Genomic DNA, 17,656 nt, shown 5'->3' on the forward strand with positions numbered 1-17,656 from the left:
TGCGTCAAGCGCTATGTATTTTGTACGCCCTCACTCTGCGGCCGCGCGCAGGCTGTGCATCACCGGGCGCTGCAGCACTTCGCGCAGGCCCCACCAACCGGCCCCCAGGGCCAGCACGGCGCCGGCCAGTGCCCCGGCCAGCGGCACCCACCAGACGGCCGTCCAGGCGAATTCGAACACCCAGCGGGCCAGCGCCCAGCCCACCAGCATGGCGACGCAGCTGGCCAGGAAGCCCGCCAGCAGGCCCACGCCTGCCAGTTCGGCCCGCTGCACCTGGCGCAGCAGGCGGCTTTGCGCGCCCAGGGCCCGCATGATGGCGTACTCCCGCGCGCGTTCCTCGCGCGTGGCGGTGACGGCGGCAAACAGCACCACCAGCCCCGCTGCCAGCGTGAAGGCAAACAAAAACTCCACCGCGCGGATCACCTGGTCCAGCACGCGCTGCACCTGGGCGATGGTGCTGTCCAGGTCCACGTTGGTGATGTTGGGAAACTGGCGCAGCAAGGCGTTGTCAAAGCCCGCCTGCGCCGGCGCGCGGTAGGCCGCCATGTAGGTGGTGGGCACGTCGGGCACGCTGGCCACGGGGAACATGATGAAGAAGTTGGCGCGCATGCTGCCCCAGTCCACCTTGCGCAGGCTGGTCAGGCGGGCGCTGTGGCGCACGCCGCCGATGTCGAACACCAGGGTGTCGCCCAGGTGCAGGCCCAGGGTCTGGGCAATGCCGTCCTCCACACTGGCGCCATCGACCTCCCCCGTCACCCACTGGCCGGCGGTGACGGTGTTCTTGTCGGGCATGGCCAGGGCGTTGGAGAGGTTGAACTCCCGATCCAGCATGCGCTGGGCCCGGTCGTCGGTGTAGTTCTCGGGGCGAACGGCCTGGCCGTTGACCTCCACCAGCCGCCCCCGGATCATGGGGAACCAGTCGTAGCCCTGCACCCCGGCCTGCTCCAGGTGGCTGCGGAAGGCCTGGGCCTGGTCCGGCATGATGTTGATCACAAAGCGGTTCGGGGCATGCGCCGGTGTGGCCTGGCGCCAGCTGCTGACCAGGTCGGTGCGCAGCAGCACCAGCAGCACCAGGGCCAGCAGGCCCACGGCCAGGCTGCTGACCTGGACCACGGCATAGCCCGGCCGCGCCGCCAGCTGGCGCGTGGCCAGGATCAGCCAGCGTGGCGCGGCGTTCTCGCGCACCAGGCGCCGCAGCAGCCAGACGGCCACCCAGGCCAGTGCAGCAAACAGCAGCGCGGCCGCCGCAAAGCCGCCCACGGCAATCCCGCCCAGCCTGGGGTCGCGGCTGACCACCATCAGCAACGCGCCAAAGCCCAGCACGCCCACGCCCAGCACCCCGGCCGAGAGGGGCTTGATGGCCCCCACATCGCGGCGCAGCACGCGCAGCGGCGGCACCTGGGCCAGCTGCAGCACGGGCGGCAGGCCAAAGGCCAGCAGCAAGGTCATGCCCATGCCCACGCCAAAACCCACGGGCCATAGGTTGGGCGGCGGCAGACCATCGGCCACCAGGCCCGCCAGCAGCCAGACAAACGCGTGGTGCACGCCCCAGCCCAGGGCCACGCCCAGCAGGCTGGCCAGCAGGCCGACCACGGCGAACTCCAGCGCATACGCGGCGGCAATCCGGCGCTGGGGCAGGCCCAGCACGCGCAGCATGGCCGCCACATCAAGGTGACCCTGGGCAAAGGCCCGTGCCGCCAGGGCCACGGCCACGGCCGACAGCAGCGCCGCCAGCAGGGCCACCAGGCTCAGGAACTTCTCGCCCCGCTCCAGCGTGCGGCGCATTTCGGGGCTGCCGCTGTCCAGCGACTCCAGGCGCAGCCCTGCCCGCCGCCCCTCGCCGATCTGGGCCTGGGCCCAGGCCGCGTAGCGCGCCACGGTCTGGGCGTCCTCGCCGGCCACGGCCAGGCGCCAGGTGATACGGCTGGCGGGTTGCACCAGGCCGGTGGCCGCCAGGTCCTGGGCATGGATCATGACGCGCGGTGCAAAGCTCATGAAGCCGCCACCACGGTCGGGCTCGGCCGTGATCACCTGGGCGATGCGCAGGCTGGCATCGCCCAGCAGCAGGGTGTCGCCCACCTGCAGCTCCAGCGCTGACAGCAGGGCCGCATCCACCCAGGCCTGGCCGGGGGCGGGAATCTCGGCGGTCACCCGGCCTGCGGCACCCGCGGCATCGGCCACCTGCAGGCGGCCCCGCAAGGGGTAGCCCTGGTCCACCGCCTTCAGCGCCACCAGCTTGGCCATGCCGCCGCGCGCCTCGGTGGCCCGGCCCATGGTGGGAAAGACCAGGGTCGTGACATGGCGCAGCCCCAGGGCCTCGGCCTGGTCGACAAAGCGCTGCAGCTGCCCGTCGTCGCTGGCGATCACCACGTCGCCGCCCAGCAGCTGGCGCGCATCGCGCTGCAAGCCGGCTTCCAGCCGGTTGGCGAAGAACGCGACCGAGGTCAGCGCCGCCACCGCCAGCGTGACCGCCACCCACAGCAGGCGCAACTCGCCCGCACGCGCATCGCGCCACAGCGTGCGCCATCCCAGTTGCCAGAAGCTCATCGTCATGCCCAGGACGATAGCGCAAGCCCGCCCCGGGCGCTGCGCCCACCCCCAGGGTTCAGGGGGCTTCGACCGGACGCCCCAGCACGGCCGGGGGGGTTTGCTCCCAGTCCGGCGCCGTGCCGGGCGGTGGCGCCCACTGCTCCATCCAGGCATCCAGCGCATCGGAAGGCGGTGGCGCTGGCGGCAGCTGCGAAACCGGCAGGGGCGGTGTGGACTCCTCGATCACGTCGCTGTCCGGCGCAGGCGCCACTGGGGCCGGCACGGCCACCGGCGGCGGGGTGCGGCCCGGGACCGGCGCCGGGGACTGGCGCTCCGCGCCCCACCAGGCCTGCATCTGGCGGCGCACGCCATCGGCCAGCGAGGCCCACCAGTGCGACGACTCGGGCGGCGTGAAGCGCGCATGGCGGTCCACCAGCTTGCTGCGCAGGGCCTGGGCGGTGAAATCACCCACCATGGGCAGGGCGCTGCGGGCCCCCTGGCCCCAGTGGTCGCTGCGCAAGGTGATGCGTCCGTCGTTGAACCCGGCCCAGGCGCCCACCACCAGCTCGGGGTGCATCAGGATGAACCAGCCATCGGCGTTGTTCTGCGTGGTGCCGGTCTTGCCGGCCACGTCGTCCTTGATGCCCCAGCGGCGGCGGATGTCACGCCCCGTGCCTTTGTCCACCACCCCGCGCAGCATGTCGACCAGGGCGTAGTTCTCCTCCTCGTCCCAGACCTGCTCGGCCGGATGCGGGGCAAACTCGGCCAGCACCTTGCCCTGGCGGTCCTCGATGCGTGTGACCAGCAGGGGCGCGCGATACTGACCGCCGCGCGCCAGGCTGCCATAGGCGTTGACCATTTCCAGCAGCGACACCGGGCTGGCCCCCAGGGCCAGGGCCGGCACGGCCTCCAGCGGGCTGCTGCGCACCCCCAGGTTGCGCGCCAGGCGCGCCACCTTGGCCGGACCGACTTCCTGCACCAGCTGGGCGGTGATGGTGTTCTTGGAATAGGCCAGCGCATCGGCCAGCGTCATGCTGCGCCCGCTGGGCGGGCTGGCATCGCTGGGGCGCCACACCTCGCCCCCGGCCAACGTGATTTCCACGGCCTGGTCCACGCGCTGCGCATCGGCCGGCACGCCCGACTGCAGTGCGGCGCCATAGACAAAGGGCTTGAACGTGGACCCGGGCTGGCGGCGTGCCTGCTGCACGTGGTCGAACGCATCCTGGGCAAAGTCACGGCTGCCGACCCAGGCGCGCACGGCGGCCGTGCCGGGGTCCATGGCCAGAAAGCCGGCTTCCAGGCGCAGCTTGTCCTGGCGCAATTGCTGCAGGAAGGCCTTGTCGCCCAGCAGCTCCTGCAGGGCCTCCTGGCTGCTGCGGCCTTTTTCACGCAGGGCGGCATAGGCCGTGGTCTCGCGCACCAGGCTGTGCACCAGCGGGTTGTCGGGGTTCCAGCCGTCGCGCTTGCTCCAGTTGGTGTTGGCAATGCCTTGCAGCGTGCGCGTGTGGTTGCGCACCGCCTGGGTGGCCCAGGCCTGCATGCGGGCATCCAGCGTGGTGTGCACCACCAGCCCGTCGGCATAAATGTTGTAGCCATGGCTGTCGGCCCAGTCGATCAGCCACTTGCGCACCTGCTGCGCAAAGTGCGGGGCCATGCCCGAAGGCACTTCCTGGCGTTCGAAGTCCAGGCGCAGCGGGCGCACCTTCAGGCGTTCGAACTCGGCCGCGGTCAGCACCTCGCGCTTGACCATCTGCGCCAGCACCGTGTTACGCCGCGCCACGGCGCGCTCGGGGTTGCGCACCGGGTTGTAGTAGCTGGTGCCCTTGAGCATGCCGACCAGGGTGGCCGCCTCCAGCACCGACAGCTTGGCCGCGGGCTTGTCGAAATAGGTGCGCGCCGCCATCTCGATACCCCAGGCGTTGTACAGGAAGGGCACGGTGTTGAGGTAGGTCTCCAGAATCTCTGGCTTGCTGTAGAGCGCCTCGATCTTGAAGGCCGTGATGGCCTCCTTGAGCTTGCGGTTCACGCTGGCAGAGCGCCCGATCTCCTCGGGGTACAGGTTGCGCGCCAACTGCTGCGTCAGCGTGGAGCCGCCCTGCAGATCGCCGCGCAGCGAGTGCCAGACCGACGCCGCCGTGCGCCACAGGTCCATACCGTGGTGTTCGTAGAAGCGGTGGTCCTCGGTGGCGATCAGGGCCTGGACCACGGACGGGGCAATCTCGTCCAGGCCCACCCACTGGCGGTTGCTGCGCTTGAACAGCGCCAGCTCCTTGCCGTCGGCCGTCAGCACCTGGGCGGGCTGCTCCAGCTTGGCCTTGCGGATGTCACTGATGCTGGGGGTGAAGGGCACCAGCAGCAGGGCATAGCCCAGTGCCAGGGCGGGCAGCACCACCAGCCATTGCCAGCGCCAGCGGCGCATGCGCTGCACATGTGGTTGCAGCCATTCCCCCAGGGCCAGCAGGCGTGGGGACTGCGTGGCCCGCTGGCGCAGCAGCGCCCACCCGGACCGGGTCTGAAGGGCCAGCCGTTGCCCCCCCTGGACCAGGGGACGCAGCAGGCGGCGCCCAGCGCCAGCGGAATTTTCAGGCTCTTGTTCTTGCACGATCAAAAACAGCGCCCCAGGCGCTGCAACAGACAAAACGCGCACAGCATGCCGGAAAAAAAGCGCCCCGGCTGAATCGGGGCGCTTTGCCTAAGTTTTAAGCAGGGCTTCCCGCCCGGCCGGCCACCGGCCGTGGCATCAGGTGTTCTTGCTGATGGTGATGGTGGGGAACTTGCTGGAGAAGTCCTTGGCCTTCTGCGCAATCTTCACGGCCACATCGCGCGCCAGCTTCTTGTAGATCAGCGCGGCTTCGCTGTCGGGCGCGGCCACCACGGTGGGCTTGCCGCTGTCGGCCTGCTCACGGATGCTCATCGACAGGGGCAGCGAGCCCAGGAAGTCCATGTTCCACTCCGCCGCCAGGTGCTTGCCGCCGTCCTGGCCGAAGATGTGCTCCACATGGCCGCAGTGGGTGCACACGTGCATGGCCATGTTCTCCACCAGGCCCAGGATGGGCACGCCCACTTTCTCGAACATCTTGATGCCCTTCTTGGCATCCAGCAGGGCGATGTCCTGGGGCGTGGTCACGATGACGGAGCCGGTCATGGGCACCTTCTGGCTCAGCGTCAGCTGGATGTCGCCCGTGCCGGGGGGCAGGTCGATCAGCAGGTAGTCCAGGTCCTTCCAGTTGGTGGAGCGCAGCATCTGCTCCAGCGCCTGCGTGGCCATGGGGCCGCGCCAGATCATGGCCTCGTTGGGGTTGTTCAGCAGCAGGCCGATGGACATCAGCTGCACGCCGTAGTTCTCCAGCGGCTCCATGGTCTTGCCGTCGCTGCTCTCGGGCTTGCCGCTGACGCCGAACATCATGGGCACGCTGGGGCCGTAGATGTCGGCATCCAGCACGCCCACGCGGGCGCCTTCGGCGGCCAGGGCCAGCGCCAGGTTGGCCGTGGTCGTGCTCTTGCCCACGCCGCCCTTGCCCGAGGCCACGGCGATGATGTTCTTCACGCCCGGCAGCAGCTGCACGCCACGCTGCACGGCATGGGCCTGCACCTTGGTGCTGATGTTGACCGACACGTTCTCCACCCCCGGCAGCGTCTTGGCCGCGGCAATGAAGGCCTTGCGCAGCTCGGGAATCAGGCTCTTGGCGGGGTAACCCAGTTCCACGTCGAAGGCCACGTCGCCACCGCTGATCTGCACATTGCGCACAGAGCGGGTGCTGACGAAATCGGTGCCGGTGTGCGGATCGTTCACGCTGGCCAGGGCAGCCAGCAAGCTTGGTTCGGTCAGGGACATTGCTGTTTTGTACTTATGGATGGTGGGGTCTGAGAAAATCAGAAGGCACTGAGTCTATCGGAGCCCCGCAACCCATATGGGCAGCGGGCTCTTGTTCCTGGGGCGCACCGGCGCCCGGTTTCCCCCCTTTGAAAGATCTGCCGCCATGAAATTCAAAATGGCCGAAAACTCCCTGTTCGCCATCCTGCTGCGTTCGCGCTGGTGGGTGAGCTTTACCGTCGGCGCGGGCTGGGCCCTGCTGGCGGCGGCCCTGGTGCCCCAGCCCTACAAGATGGTCGCCATCCTGGGGTCGCTGCCCTTCTGGGCCCTGGGTTTTGTGGCCTTCGTGCGCCAGTACGACCAGCCCACTCCGGCCCAGCAGCGCGCCCTGCTGGAGTCGGCCGCGCAGCAGAACTGGAACGAGTTTGCCCAGCACCTGGAACGCGCCTGGGCCACCGAGGGCTACAGCGTCGCACGCAGCAAGGATGCGGCCGCCGACTTCGTGCTGCAGCGCAATGGCAAGACCACGCTGGTGCTGGCAAAGCGCTGGAAGGCCGGCACCCATGGCGTCGAGCCGCTGCGCGCCCTGCACCAGGCCATGCCCGCGCACAACGCCCAGGAATGCGCCTATGTCTGCATCGCCCCGCTGCAGGACACGGCGCAGCGCTTTGCCGATGCGCAGCACATCGCCATCCTGCAGGGCCTGACCCTGGCCACGCTGCTGCAAAAGCCGCTGATGGCCCAGCCCTGAGGCCTGCGCAGGCGCCGCCCCGGCCGGGGCGGCCCGCGCACAGCGCCGGGGGTATTCATGGTCAAAAGGCCTTTCAGCCCTGATCCAGATTGCGCAGACAGCTATCAATTCCGTGAATCCGGGGCCATGCGCGCATTTACTGCACAGCGGTTTCAGGGCTTCTAGAATCGAGGGTTGCTTTTCACAGCCCAACGAGAAGGCTCCCATGTCCCAACGCAAGATTTTCGCCACCACCGCCCTGCCGTACGCCAACGGCAACTTCCACATCGGCCACATCATGGAATACATCCAGGCCGACACCTGGGTGCGTGCGCAGCGAATGCAGGGCCATGCGGTCAACTTCGTGGGTGCGGACGATGCCCACGGCGCGCCCATCATGATTGCCGCCGAAAAGGCCGGCAAGACGCCCCAGCAGTTCGTGGCCGACATCGCCGCCGGCCGCAAGCCCTACCTCGACGGCTTCCACATCGCCTTCGACAACTGGAGCAACACCGACAGCCCGGCCAACCACGCGCTGTCCCAGCAGATCTACCGCGACCTCAAGGCCGCCGGCTTCATCGAGACGCGCACCATCGAACAGTTCTTCGACCCCGAGAAGAACATGTTCCTGCCCGACCGCTTCATCAAGGGCGAGTGCCCACGCTGCCACGCCAAGGACCAGTACGGCGACAACTGCGAAGTCTGCAGCTCGGTCTACGCGCCGACCGACCTGATCAACCCGTTCTCGGCCCTGTCGGGCGCCACGCCCGTGCTCAAGACCTCGGAGCACTTCTTCTTCAAGCTGTCCGACCCGCGCGCCGTGGAATTCCTGACCGAGTGGACGCAGAACGGCCAGCATGTGCAGCCCGAAGTGGCCGCCAAGATCAAGGAATGGTTCGGCGTGCGCACCAACCCCGATGGCTCGACCAGCGAAGGCCTGGACGACTGGGACATCAGCCGCGACGCGCCCTACTTCGGCATCGAGATCCCCGATGCACCGGGCAAGTACTTCTATGTCTGGCTGGACGCGCCCGTGGGCTACCTGGCTTCGCTCAAGGAACTGCTGGACCGCCGCGGCGAGGACTTCGACGCCTACATGGCCGACCCCGACCTGGAGCAGTACCACTTCATCGGCAAAGACATCATCACCTTCCACACCCTGTTCTGGCCGGCCATGCTCAAGTTCAGCGGCCGCAAGACGCCGACCAAGATCTGCGTGCACGGCTTCATGACCGTGAACAACGGCGAGAAGATGAGCAAGAGCCGCGGCACCGGCCTGGACCCGCTGAAGTACCTGGCCCTGAAGATGAACCCCGAGTGGCTGCGCTACTACCTGGGTGCCAAGCTCAACGGCAAGAACGAAGACATCGACTTCAACCCCGAGGACTTCATGCTGCGCGTGAATTCCGATTTGATCGGCAAGTACGTGAACATCGCCTCGCGCGCCGCCGGCTTCATCAGCAAGCGCTTTGACGGCAAGCTGGGTGCGGTCAGCGAAGACGGCCAGGCCCTGCTGGCCGCGCTGCGCGACGCCAAGGACGGCATCGTGGCCTCCTACGAAGCCCGCGACACGGCCCGCGCCGCGCGCGACATCATGGCCCTGTGCGACAAGGTCAACAGCTACGTCGACGCCAACAAGCCCTGGGAGCTGGCCAAGCAGGAAGGCATGGATACCCGCCTGCAGGACGTGTGCACCACCTGCATCGAAGCCTTCCGCCTACTGACGGTTTACCTCAAGCCCATGCTGCCCGCCGTGGCCAGCCAGGTGGAAGCCTTCCTGCACGTGCAGCCCCTGCAGTTCGCCGACGCCGACCGCCTGCTGGGCGCCGGCCATGGCATCGGCAAGTACGAACACCTGATGCAGCGCGTGGTGGTGGAGCAGCTGGACGCCCTGTTCGAGCCGCCCGCCGCCCCTGTGGTCGAGGCCGTGAAGCCCGGTGGCGAAGAGATTGCCCCCACCATCACCATCGACGACTTTGCCAAGATCGACCTGCGCATTGCCAAAATCGTCGAATGCAAGCCCGTGGAAGGCTCGACCAAGCTGCTGCAGCTGACGCTGGACGCCGGCGAAGGCAAGACACGCAATGTGTTCAGCGGCATCGCCAGCATGTACCAGCCCGAGCAGCTGCAGGGCAAGCTGACCGTACTGGTGGCCAACCTGGCGCCGCGCAAGATGAAGTTCGGCATCAGCGAAGGCATGGTGCTGGCCGCCAGCCACGCCGATGAAAAGGCCCACCCCGGCATCTATGTGCTGGAGCCCTTCCCCGGCGCCACGCCCGGCATGCGCATCGGCTGATGGCACGCCCCCTGCAGGGCGCTGACACTGCGCCCAGGGCCCGGCGATGAGGCAGCCGGCATGGTGATGGGCTCCCCCCGCCAGCCCCCACGGCGCCGTGCCCTGGGGGCTTTTCTTGGTCTGTGCAGCCTGTTGCTGCTGCCCGGCTGCACCGTGGTGACGGTCACTGCAACCGCGGTCAGCGTGACCGCGACGGCGGTGGGATTGGCCGCCGATGTGGCCGTGGGCACGGCCAAGGTGGTGGGCCACGGCGTGGGCGCCGCGGTGGATGCGCTGTCCGAGGACGGTGCCAACGCACAGCCCCCTGCGGCTCCCGCCCCCGCTGGCATGGTGCCGCCCGTCGCGCAACCATCTCCAATTTGGAATTAAGCCATCGCGTAACGCGACATCCATTTCATTTACCCGACAACACCGATTCGCATAAAAAATCCGCAAAACGCTTGCTGAATAAGCGTCAGCAGCTCACCTTTTTAAGAACAAGCCTGCACGCGCGCTCAACGCACCGTCTTGCCCCCGGGGGGCGATGGGCGGCATATAGGCACAGCGCAGAAACTTCTAACCCGTTGTTGCAAGGTGTTACCTAGAATCCGCCGCTCTTGACCGTTGTTCCTGCGTGCAGGGCAACGGCGGTTGTTGTTGACACACATAGCACGTCCCCCACCTGCCCCACGAATGCAGCGCGGAGACTGGCTCAAGCCCCACAGGAGACTGCATGCCTCTGTCACTTCCCCTGCGACCAGCCTTGCTGGCCCTGGCGCTGACAACGCCTTTCGCGGCCATGGCCGCCTCACCCACGCCCCCCGCCGCGGGCCCCAGCGTGCAGGACATCTCGGTCATCGCCGGCACCTGCGCCAACTGCCATGGCCCCAACGGCCAGTCCACAGGCGGCATCCCCACCCTGCGCGGTGTGGGTGAACGCCACCTGCTGCTGCGCCTGCAGGCCTTCAAGGCCGGCACCGCCGCCGACGCCACGGTCATGACCCGCCTGATGAAGGGCTATGACGACGCACAAATCCAGGCGCTGGCCGAGTGGTTCAGCAAGGAGGCCCCGTAATGACTGTGAATCGCCGTACTGTTTTGGGCAGCGCCATGGCCGGTGCCGCCACGCTGGCCCTGCCTTCCATCGTGCAGGCCAAGGCCGGCTCCGCCCATGTGGTGGTGGTCGGTGGCGGCTTTGGGGGCGCCACCGCAGCGCGCTACCTGAAGCAGCGTGCCCCCCAGGTGCGCGTGACCCTGGTCGAGCCCGCCGAGCGCTTCTACACCTGCCCGTTCTCCAACCTCTACCTGGCTGGCTTGCGCTCGTTCGAGAGCATTGGCCACGGCTATGACGGCCTGCGCAAGGCCGGCGTGGAGGTGGTCCACGCCCGTGCCGACGATGTGGACACCGCAGCACGCAGCATCAAGCTGTCGAATGGCAAGACCCTGCGCTACGACAAGCTGGTGCTGTCCCCCGGCGTGGACATGCGCTGGGGCGCGCTGGAAGGCTATGACGAAGCCGCCGCGCAGCTGGCGCCGCACGCCTGGAAGGCCGGCACCCAGACACAGCTGCTGCGCCAGCAGATGGAAGCCATGGAAGACGGCGGCACCTTTGTGATGGTGATTCCGGCCAACCCCTTCCGCTGCCCGCCCGGCCCGTACGAGCGCGCGGCCATGGTGGCCCACTACTTCAAGCAGCACAAGCCCAAGAGCAAGATCCTGCTGCTGGACAACAAGGACGCGTTCTCCAAGCAGGGTCTGTTCCTGCAAGGCTACAAGGCGCTGTACGGCGACATGATCGAATGGGTCAAGCAGTCGGACGACGGTCAGGTCGTGCGGGTGGATGCCAAGCAGCGCGTGGTGGAGACCGCCTTCGGCACCAAGCACCAGGCCAGCGTGCTGAACGTCATCCCGCCGCAGAAGGCCGGCTTCATCGCCGACCGCGCCGGGGTCACGGACGCCAGCGGCTGGGTGCCGATCCAGCCCGACAGCTTCGCATCCACCCTGGTGAAGGACGTCTATGTGCTGGGCGATGCCACCCAGGCCGCGCCCATGCCCAAGTCGGGCTTTGCCGCCAACACCCAGGGCAAGGTGGCTGCCGCCGCGATTGCGGCCGAGCTGACCGGACAGCCCCAGCCCCAGGCGGCCTTCGCCAACACCTGCTACAGCCTGATCGGCACGGACTACGGCATCTCGGTGGCGGGCGTGTACCGCAGCGAGGCCGGCAAGCTGATCGAGGTGCCCGGCTCCGGTGGCGTCAGCCCGGCGAACGCCGATGCGGGCTTCCGCAAGGCCGAGGCAGTCTACGGCGCGGCTTGGTACAAGGCCATCAGCACGGACATCTGGGACCGCTGATGGCGACGCTCCTGGGGCGCTGATGCGCCCGCCCCCTTGGCGCACCACCCTGGGGGTGGCGGGAAAGGGGATGCGGGTGCCGCTGCAGGGCGGCCCTGGCTTGCTGACCCCGGTGGCCGGGGGGGGGCGATCCCAGGCAACCGCAGGGTGCATCGCCCTGCCGTGCGGGCCTGAGAATCTGAGCATTCAAGCCCCTTCCATGCCGAGGAGCGCAGTGCGCGCTCCTTTTTTTATGGGCTGGACCGCCCGATGGCGCTCGGGTCGGACGGGCTGGCACAGGACTGCGCCAACCACGGGCCTCCCCGCATGGCACCGGAGGATTGCTTGTCCGCCCCTGGCATGCGTACCTTCTGCCTGGTGCCCCGCTTGGTTTAGCATGCGCGCTGCTTGAGGAATTGCTATGTTGTTGTGGTTGACCTTTTTCCTGGGCGTGGCCTTTGGTGTCGCCGCGCGCCTGGGGCGTTTCTGCCTGTTGCGCGGCCTGCGCCAGAGCCTGGGACTGGATGGCGCCGAGCCCCGCGGCAGCGCGCCGGCGCTGCAGGCGTTCGCCCTGGCCGTGGCCGTGGCCCTGCTGGCCTCGCAGGGCCTGCAGTGGGCCGGCCTGGTGGACCTGGGCAAGGCCCAGATCGTGCGGCCCAACTTCTCCATCGCCGGGGTGTTCTTCGGTGGCGCCGTGTTTGCGCTGGGCATGGTGCTGGCCAATGCCTGCGGTGCGCGCTCGCTGGTGCTGCTGGCCGGCGGCAACCTGCGCGCCCTCGTGACCGTGGTGTTTCTGGCCCTGGGCGCGCAGGCCAGCTCCACCGGCATCCTGGTGCCGCTGCGCCAGTGGTTCCAGGGCCTGGCGCCCACCGCCGCCGAACATGCCACCGTGTCCCATGCCTTGCAGGCCCAGGGCTGGTCTGCCGCCGCCATCTATGCGCTGCTTGCTATCGTTCCTGCACTGCTGCTGATGGCCTATGCCCTGTACCGCCCGGCCTTGCGCCACAGCCCGGTGCAAGCGCTGTCGGCCCTGGTGATCGGCGCCCTGGTGGCCGTGGGCTGGTGGATCAGCGCCACGGTCGGCGTCGACCCCTTCGATCCGGCCCGGCTGACCTCGCTGAGCTTCATCTCCCCCATCGCCGAGACGCTGCTGTATGTGCAGGTGGCCGTGGGCCGCGAGTTCGATGCCGCCTCGGCCATGGTGCTGGGCGTGCTGGTGGGCGCAGGGGCCGCGGCCCTGGCCAGCCGCACCGCACGCTGGGAAGGTTTCAACAGCCCCGCCCAGCTGGCCCGGAGCGCCATCGGCGGCTGGCTGATGGGCTTTGGCGGCCTGCTGGCCGCGGGCTGCTCCATCGGCCAGGGGCTGACCGGCATCACCACCCTGGCCTGGGCCACCGGGCCGGCCGTGGCCGGCATCGTGCTGGGCAGCGTCCTGTGTCTGCAACTGTGGGGCCGGCGCACTTGACCGAGCGCACCAGTTGCAATTGGTAGCTTTTTGCCCCCCCTGGTCTAGAATCGCGCCCCAGACAGCTCTGCTTGTGCCGCGTGACGGCTGAGAGGGATTTACCCATCCTTGCCCGCAAGTACCTGGTTGCCCCAGTGCTTGCGCCCAACGCTCAAGCCTGCGCCCTGAGTTTCGTTGACGCAATGGATGTGGCTCCTGCCACGCCAGGAGCCTGAACACTGCCCGCCGGCCCGTGTTGTTGCACCAGCATGGTCATCCGGCATGGTCCTGCCCTGTTCCCTTTGCAATCTGGTCGCCGCAAGCCCTGCGGCGGCACCTGCATGCACCGGCCTGTCGATTGGATTGACCCGATTTCCCACCCCAAGGAGGAACCATGACCCTGCAACGACGCCACTTTCTGATGACCCCGCCCGCGATGGCCCTGGGGGCCGCTGCGGCGGCCGTGCCCATCGCCACGCTGGCCGCCCCGACCATCATGACGCCCCAATCGCGCATCCTGCCGCGCGAAGGCAAGGGCCCGCGCATCGTGATCTGCGGCGGCGGCTGGGGGGGCATGACGGCCGCGCGCTACCTGCGCGAGCTGATCCCCAACTCCGACGTGGTGCTGCTGGAGCGCAACCCCACGTTCTGGTCCGGCCCCATGAGCAACAAGTGGCTGATCGACATCGTGAACACCGATTTCGTGAACCGCGACATGCTGCACCCCGCCAACAAGTACGGCTACAAGCTGCTGCAGACCGAGGTCACCGGCTTCGAGCGCGACAAGAAGCTGGTGCGCACCGCCCATGGCCTGATCGAGTACGACTTCCTGATCCTGTCCGGCGGCATCCGCAACGACTACGAAGCCTGGTTCGGCAACGACCAGAAGGCCATCGACTACACGCGCAAGCACTTTCCCAACGCCTACATCCCCAACCAGGAGATGCTGGCGCTCAAGAGCAAGGTCAAGAACTTCAAGGGTGGCACCCTGGTCATGACCCTGCCCCCGCCACCGCACCGCTGCCCGCCCTCGCCCTACGAGCGCGCCTGCCTGATTGCCTGGCACATCAAGAAGCACAAGATCCCCGGCAAGATCCTGATCCTGGACCCCAAGCCCAAGATCGCGCCCATCGGCGTGGGCTACAAGCAGGCCTTCGACGAGCTGTACGCGGACATCATCACCCACGTGCCCAACGCCCGCGTGCAGGAGGTCGACCCCTTCAACAAGCGCATCAAGACGGCAGCCGGCGAGTTCCAGTTCGACGACGCCATCCTCATGCCGCCCCACCAGGCCGCCGAGATGGTGTGGTGGGCCGACCTGATCGGCAAGACCCCCGACGGCAAGCCCACAGGCTGGGCCGACATGAACGTGCGCTACTTCACCGCCAACAGCGACGACCGCGTGTACTTCGTGGGCGACCTGATGGGGGCCATCTCGCCCCAGTTCGGCCACTACCCCAAGAGCGCCCACGTGGCCAACTACATCGGTAAGATCGTGGCCAAGAACATCGCCCAGCGCGTGGCCGGCCAGGAGGTCACCCCGCTGCTGCCCGACAACCTGTGCTACATGATGGTCAATGGCGACCCACAGGAAGAAATCTCGGTGAAGTTCGAATACGAAGTGGACGCCAACGGCCAGGTCAACCAGACCCAGATCGACATGGACGTGCGCACGCCCGATCTGGTCAAGGAAGACTTTGCCTGGATCAACGGCAAGTTCAGCGACTTCCTCGGCATCTGAGCGCAGCGCGCCCTCCACCCTGCGGCCCCGGCCGGACGGTGGAGGCCCACAAGGCCCCCTTTCTTCAGATCGTCTTCCCGCACAGCTATGACACCTGCATCTTCCCTGACCCGCCGCCACCTGGTGGCCGGCGCTGCCGCCGCAGGGGCCAGCCTGGCCCTGCCCGGTGCGGCGCTGGCCCAAGCCACGGCGAAAACGCCGCTGGTCGGCCCCCTGGCCCCCAACCCCGTGGAATTCAAGAAAACCATGGAGCAGTTCATCGGCAGCGCCACACCGCAGGCCGAAGGGCTGCAACTGGACGTGCCGGTGCTGGCCGACAACCCCAGCGCCGTGCCCGTCAAGGCCAAGGTCACCCTGCCGATCACCGAGCAGGACTGGTGCGAGGAGCTGATGGTGGTGGCCGAGCTCAACCCCATCCCGCTGGCCTGCCGCATGCGGTTCACCGCCGACACCGGCACCGCCGAGGCGGCCGTGCGCATCCGCTTGAGCCAGTCGCAGACCGTGCACGTGCTGGCGCGCATGAAGAGCGGCAAGGTCCTGGCGGCCAAGCAGGCCGTCACCGTAGCCGCCAGCGGCTGCGGCATGTGAAAGGAAGCACGCCATGAGCATGAACAAACCGGCCCGCGTCTGGGTCAGCAATGAAAAGCCCAAGGCCGGCGACATCCTGCGCGTGCGCGCGCAGATGGAGCACGTCATGGAGACCGGCCTGCGCGTCGACCCCGCCACCGGCAAGGCCCGCCCGCGCCACATCCTCAGCCACTTCGAGGCCAAGCTCGGCGGCAAGCTGATCTTCACCTGGGACCCCGGCACCTCCATCGCCCAGAACCCCTACATCGAGTTCACCTTCAAGGCACGCCACAGCGGCGAGCTGACGATGTTCTGGAAGGACGACCAGGGCGCCACGCTGACGGCCAGCAAGACCATCACGGTGGGTTGATCGCAGCCGGCCCCGGCCCAAAACAAAGCCCCGCAGGTGTTGCGCCTGCGGGGCTTTTTATGTATCAAATAGCCTTCCAGCCCTTATCTGGATTGCGCTATTAGCTCTCTTTATTGACCGGCATAACGCCCGGGGCGGTGGCTGACAGCCAGGAAAATCCCCATCACCACAGCGGCCAGCACCGACCAGGCCACGCGCTCGAAGGGCACCACCCACAGCGCCAGGGCCACCACCACGCAGTCGATGGCCATCTGCACCTTGCCCGCCGGGATGCCCCATCGGTCCTGCGCGTACAGCGAGACGATGGTGGCGCCCCCCAGGCTGGAGCGGTGCCGCGCCAGGAACAGCACGCCGGTGCCCATCAGCAGCCCGCCCGCAATCGCCGCAAAGGCGGGGTGCAGGTAATCGATGTGGATGAATTGCGGCCCGAACTCGGTGATCACCGACAGCAGGGCCACCGACAGAAAGGTCTTGACCGTGAATTCCCGGCCCACGTATTTCCACGCGAACCAGTAAAACGGGATATTGATCAGAAAGTAGATGCCGCCGAAGGACAGGCCCGTGGCGTAGTGCAGCACGAAGGCCAGACCGGCGGTGCTGCCCGTCAGCAGCCCGGCCTGGGCATACATCATCATGGCGATGCCGACGAACAGCGAGCCCGAGAACAGGGCCTGGGCATCTTCATAGCGGCCGTGCCGGGCGACCTGGACAGGGGCAGAGGCTGGCGCACTTAGCGCAGGCTCGGAAACGGGCGAAGTGGTGGTGGTGCTCATGGCGGGTACCGTTTTTCTGCGGAGCCGGCTTGTGGCCGCCCCGCACACATCAATGCTGCAATCAAGCAAGAAATGCGCCACCGGGATTCGGCCCAGGGGTGCAGGACTCACAACGCAGCACCGGGTCCCGGCGCTGACAGGTATTTTGCTGCAGCGCAGCAATTAGAGCATTTTCCGGTCCTGCGCGCCATCGCGGGCCTGGGCTCAGCGGTCGCCTTGCTGCTGCTTGATGCGGCTGCCGCTCTTCTTCACGGTGCCATTCGCACCAAAAGTGACCGTGAACTCCATCTCCTGGTTGGGCGGATCGATCCAGTTCCAGTCCCAATCGGTCTCCTGCTTGCGCTCGTAGGTCATGCGCTGGGCCGGCTTGCCCAGCAAACGCCGCACCTGCTCCTGGGTCATGCCGGGCTGCACCTGCTCGAACACATGCGGGGTCAGCACCTGGCGCAGCGCCGTCATCACGCCATCCGGGCCGATGGTGATCATGTAATTGCGGTGCCCCATGGGCTGGCGGGGGTACTCGAAGGTGCGCGAACCATCGCTTTCGGGCCAGATGGTTTCGGGTTCGCCAAAGGCCTTGCGCACGTCGACCTCCGTGGACAGACCCTCTTCCAGCGTGTCGATCTTCTGCTGGTCACAGCCCACCAGGGTCAGCACACAGGTGGCCACCGCGGCCACGGCGGCCGTCAGACGGTTGAAAAAGTTCATGGACAGTGGTCCCGGTAGAATCCTTGATCCAGAGAGGTTACCAGTCCATGTCCATTTTTGCCCGTCCCCACTACACATCCGAAGTCACCGATTTCATCAACCAGATGAAAAAGGACAAGCCCCAGCTGGAAGCCCAGCAACTGGCCGGCCGCGCCCTGCTGTGGGACAAGCAGGTGAACTACGAAGTGCAAGCCGACTCCGAGCAAGCCCGTGTTGCCCAGCAGCCCTACGTCTACCAGAACCACAACTGAAAGCACTTTGTCCGTGTTTTCATGGCCCGGCCCTTGCCCAGCAAGCGCCGGGCGCTCTTGTTGTTGAATCCGCATGAGCGATAGCGCCCCCGACACCGCGCCTGCCGAGCTGCCTGCCACGGC

General features: G+C 67.4%; 15 protein-coding genes. 10 read left to right on the forward strand and 5 right to left on the reverse strand.

Annotated features, from left to right (window positions below):
- Nucleotides 1-30: 30 nt before the first annotated feature.
- From FYM52_RS12330 to apbC, 3 genes are all read right to left on the reverse strand, one after another.
- The gene (locus FYM52_RS12330) at nucleotides 31-2,553 is read right to left on the reverse strand and encodes an ABC transporter permease (protein WP_154164308.1); all 2,523 of its coding nucleotides are present in this window, start codon (nucleotides 2,551-2,553) and stop codon (nucleotides 31-33) included.
- Nucleotides 2,554-2,605: 52 nt separating this feature from the next.
- Nucleotides 2,606-5,020, reverse strand: coding sequence for a penicillin-binding protein 1A (locus tag FYM52_RS12335; RefSeq protein WP_370513842.1), 2,415 nt, complete (start codon nucleotides 5,018-5,020; stop codon nucleotides 2,606-2,608).
- Between the two features lie 249 nt (nucleotides 5,021-5,269).
- Nucleotides 5,270-6,364 (reverse strand): iron-sulfur cluster carrier protein ApbC, encoded by a 1,095-nt coding sequence (gene apbC / locus FYM52_RS12340; protein ID WP_154164309.1) that lies wholly within the window; start codon nucleotides 6,362-6,364, stop codon nucleotides 5,270-5,272.
- A 145-nt stretch (nucleotides 6,365-6,509) separates the two neighbouring features.
- On the opposite strand from apbC, the gene FYM52_RS12345 reads away from it, so the two are divergent.
- The 9 genes from FYM52_RS12345 (at nucleotide 6,510) to soxZ (ending at nucleotide 15,801) form a co-directional block, all read left to right on the forward strand.
- Nucleotides 6,510-7,094, forward strand: coding sequence for a restriction endonuclease (locus tag FYM52_RS12345; RefSeq protein ID WP_043384170.1), 585 nt, complete (start codon nucleotides 6,510-6,512; stop codon nucleotides 7,092-7,094).
- Nucleotides 7,095-7,260: 166 nt separating this feature from the next.
- A complete protein-coding gene (metG, locus tag FYM52_RS12350; protein ID WP_370513843.1) occupies nucleotides 7,261-9,369 on the forward strand; it encodes a methionine--tRNA ligase in 2,109 nt (702 codons plus the stop codon).
- 60 nt (nucleotides 9,370-9,429) lie between these two features.
- Nucleotides 9,430-9,738 (forward strand): hypothetical protein, encoded by a 309-nt coding sequence (locus tag FYM52_RS12355; RefSeq protein ID WP_370513839.1) that lies wholly within the window; start codon nucleotides 9,430-9,432, stop codon nucleotides 9,736-9,738.
- A 343-nt stretch (nucleotides 9,739-10,081) separates the two neighbouring features.
- Nucleotides 10,082-10,423: a c-type cytochrome gene (locus FYM52_RS12360; RefSeq protein WP_154164311.1), complete on the forward strand. Its 342-nt coding sequence runs from the start codon at nucleotides 10,082-10,084 to the stop codon at nucleotides 10,421-10,423.
- A complete protein-coding gene (locus tag FYM52_RS12365; protein WP_154164312.1) occupies nucleotides 10,423-11,700 on the forward strand; it encodes an NAD(P)/FAD-dependent oxidoreductase in 1,278 nt (425 codons plus the stop codon). Before FYM52_RS12360 ends, FYM52_RS12365 begins: the two co-directional genes overlap by 1 nt.
- A gap of 400 nt (nucleotides 11,701-12,100) precedes the next feature.
- A complete protein-coding gene (locus tag FYM52_RS12370; protein WP_154164313.1) occupies nucleotides 12,101-13,144 on the forward strand; it encodes a YeeE/YedE family protein in 1,044 nt (347 codons plus the stop codon).
- A 379-nt stretch (nucleotides 13,145-13,523) separates the two neighbouring features.
- Nucleotides 13,524-14,864, forward strand: coding sequence for an FAD-dependent oxidoreductase (locus FYM52_RS12375; RefSeq protein ID WP_042416827.1), 1,341 nt, complete (start codon nucleotides 13,524-13,526; stop codon nucleotides 14,862-14,864).
- A gap of 87 nt (nucleotides 14,865-14,951) precedes the next feature.
- A complete protein-coding gene (locus FYM52_RS12380) occupies nucleotides 14,952-15,452 on the forward strand; it encodes a thiosulfate oxidation carrier protein SoxY (RefSeq protein ID WP_154164314.1) in 501 nt (166 codons plus the stop codon).
- Between the two features lie 13 nt (nucleotides 15,453-15,465).
- On the forward strand, nucleotides 15,466-15,801 hold the full coding sequence (gene soxZ / locus FYM52_RS12385) for a thiosulfate oxidation carrier complex protein SoxZ (protein ID WP_370513840.1): 336 nt from the start codon (nucleotides 15,466-15,468) through the stop codon (nucleotides 15,799-15,801).
- A 110-nt stretch (nucleotides 15,802-15,911) separates the two neighbouring features.
- On the opposite strand, the gene FYM52_RS12390 is transcribed toward soxZ, so the two are convergent.
- Both FYM52_RS12390 and bamE read right to left on the reverse strand, forming a co-directional pair.
- Complete coding sequence (locus FYM52_RS12390) at nucleotides 15,912-16,574, reverse strand: YitT family protein (RefSeq protein WP_154164315.1); 663 nt, start codon at nucleotides 16,572-16,574, stop codon at nucleotides 15,912-15,914.
- A 204-nt stretch (nucleotides 16,575-16,778) separates the two neighbouring features.
- On the reverse strand, nucleotides 16,779-17,282 hold the full coding sequence (bamE, locus tag FYM52_RS12395; RefSeq protein WP_154164316.1) for an outer membrane protein assembly factor BamE: 504 nt from the start codon (nucleotides 17,280-17,282) through the stop codon (nucleotides 16,779-16,781).
- A gap of 47 nt (nucleotides 17,283-17,329) precedes the next feature.
- On the opposite strand from bamE, the gene FYM52_RS12400 reads away from it, so the two are divergent.
- Complete coding sequence (locus tag FYM52_RS12400) at nucleotides 17,330-17,533, forward strand: DUF3460 family protein (protein WP_154164317.1); 204 nt, start codon at nucleotides 17,330-17,332, stop codon at nucleotides 17,531-17,533.
- Nucleotides 17,534-17,656: the final 123 nt, after the last annotated feature.

It is taken from the genome of Comamonas sp. CAH-2, from assembly GCF_009668305.1.
Lineage (GTDB): Bacteria > Pseudomonadota > Gammaproteobacteria > Burkholderiales > Burkholderiaceae_C > Comamonas > Comamonas aquatica.

What these genes read in the sequence shown, in the direction of transcription:
- FYM52_RS12330 (WP_154164308.1), bottom strand. Translation starts at nt 2,553, where the DNA reads ATGACGATGAGCTTCTGGCAACTGGGATGGCGCACGCTGTGGCGCGAT.
- apbC (WP_154164309.1), bottom strand. Translation starts at nt 6,364, where the DNA reads ATGTCCCTGACCGAACCAAGCTTGCTGGCTGCCCTGGCCAGCGTGAAC.
- FYM52_RS12345 (WP_043384170.1), top strand. Translation starts at nt 6,510, where the DNA reads ATGAAATTCAAAATGGCCGAAAACTCCCTGTTCGCCATCCTGCTGCGT.
- FYM52_RS12355 (WP_370513839.1), top strand. Translation starts at nt 9,430, where the DNA reads ATGGTGATGGGCTCCCCCCGCCAGCCCCCACGGCGCCGTGCCCTGGGG.
- FYM52_RS12360 (WP_154164311.1), top strand. Translation starts at nt 10,082, where the DNA reads ATGCCTCTGTCACTTCCCCTGCGACCAGCCTTGCTGGCCCTGGCGCTG.
- FYM52_RS12365 (WP_154164312.1), top strand. Translation starts at nt 10,423, where the DNA reads ATGACTGTGAATCGCCGTACTGTTTTGGGCAGCGCCATGGCCGGTGCC.
- FYM52_RS12370 (WP_154164313.1), top strand. Translation starts at nt 12,101, where the DNA reads ATGTTGTTGTGGTTGACCTTTTTCCTGGGCGTGGCCTTTGGTGTCGCC.
- FYM52_RS12380 (WP_154164314.1), top strand. Translation starts at nt 14,952, where the DNA reads ATGACACCTGCATCTTCCCTGACCCGCCGCCACCTGGTGGCCGGCGCT.
- soxZ (WP_370513840.1), top strand. Translation starts at nt 15,466, where the DNA reads ATGAGCATGAACAAACCGGCCCGCGTCTGGGTCAGCAATGAAAAGCCC.
- FYM52_RS12390 (WP_154164315.1), bottom strand. Translation starts at nt 16,574, where the DNA reads ATGAGCACCACCACCACTTCGCCCGTTTCCGAGCCTGCGCTAAGTGCG.
- bamE (WP_154164316.1), bottom strand. Translation starts at nt 17,282, where the DNA reads ATGAACTTTTTCAACCGTCTGACGGCCGCCGTGGCCGCGGTGGCCACC.
- FYM52_RS12400 (WP_154164317.1), top strand. Translation starts at nt 17,330, where the DNA reads ATGTCCATTTTTGCCCGTCCCCACTACACATCCGAAGTCACCGATTTC.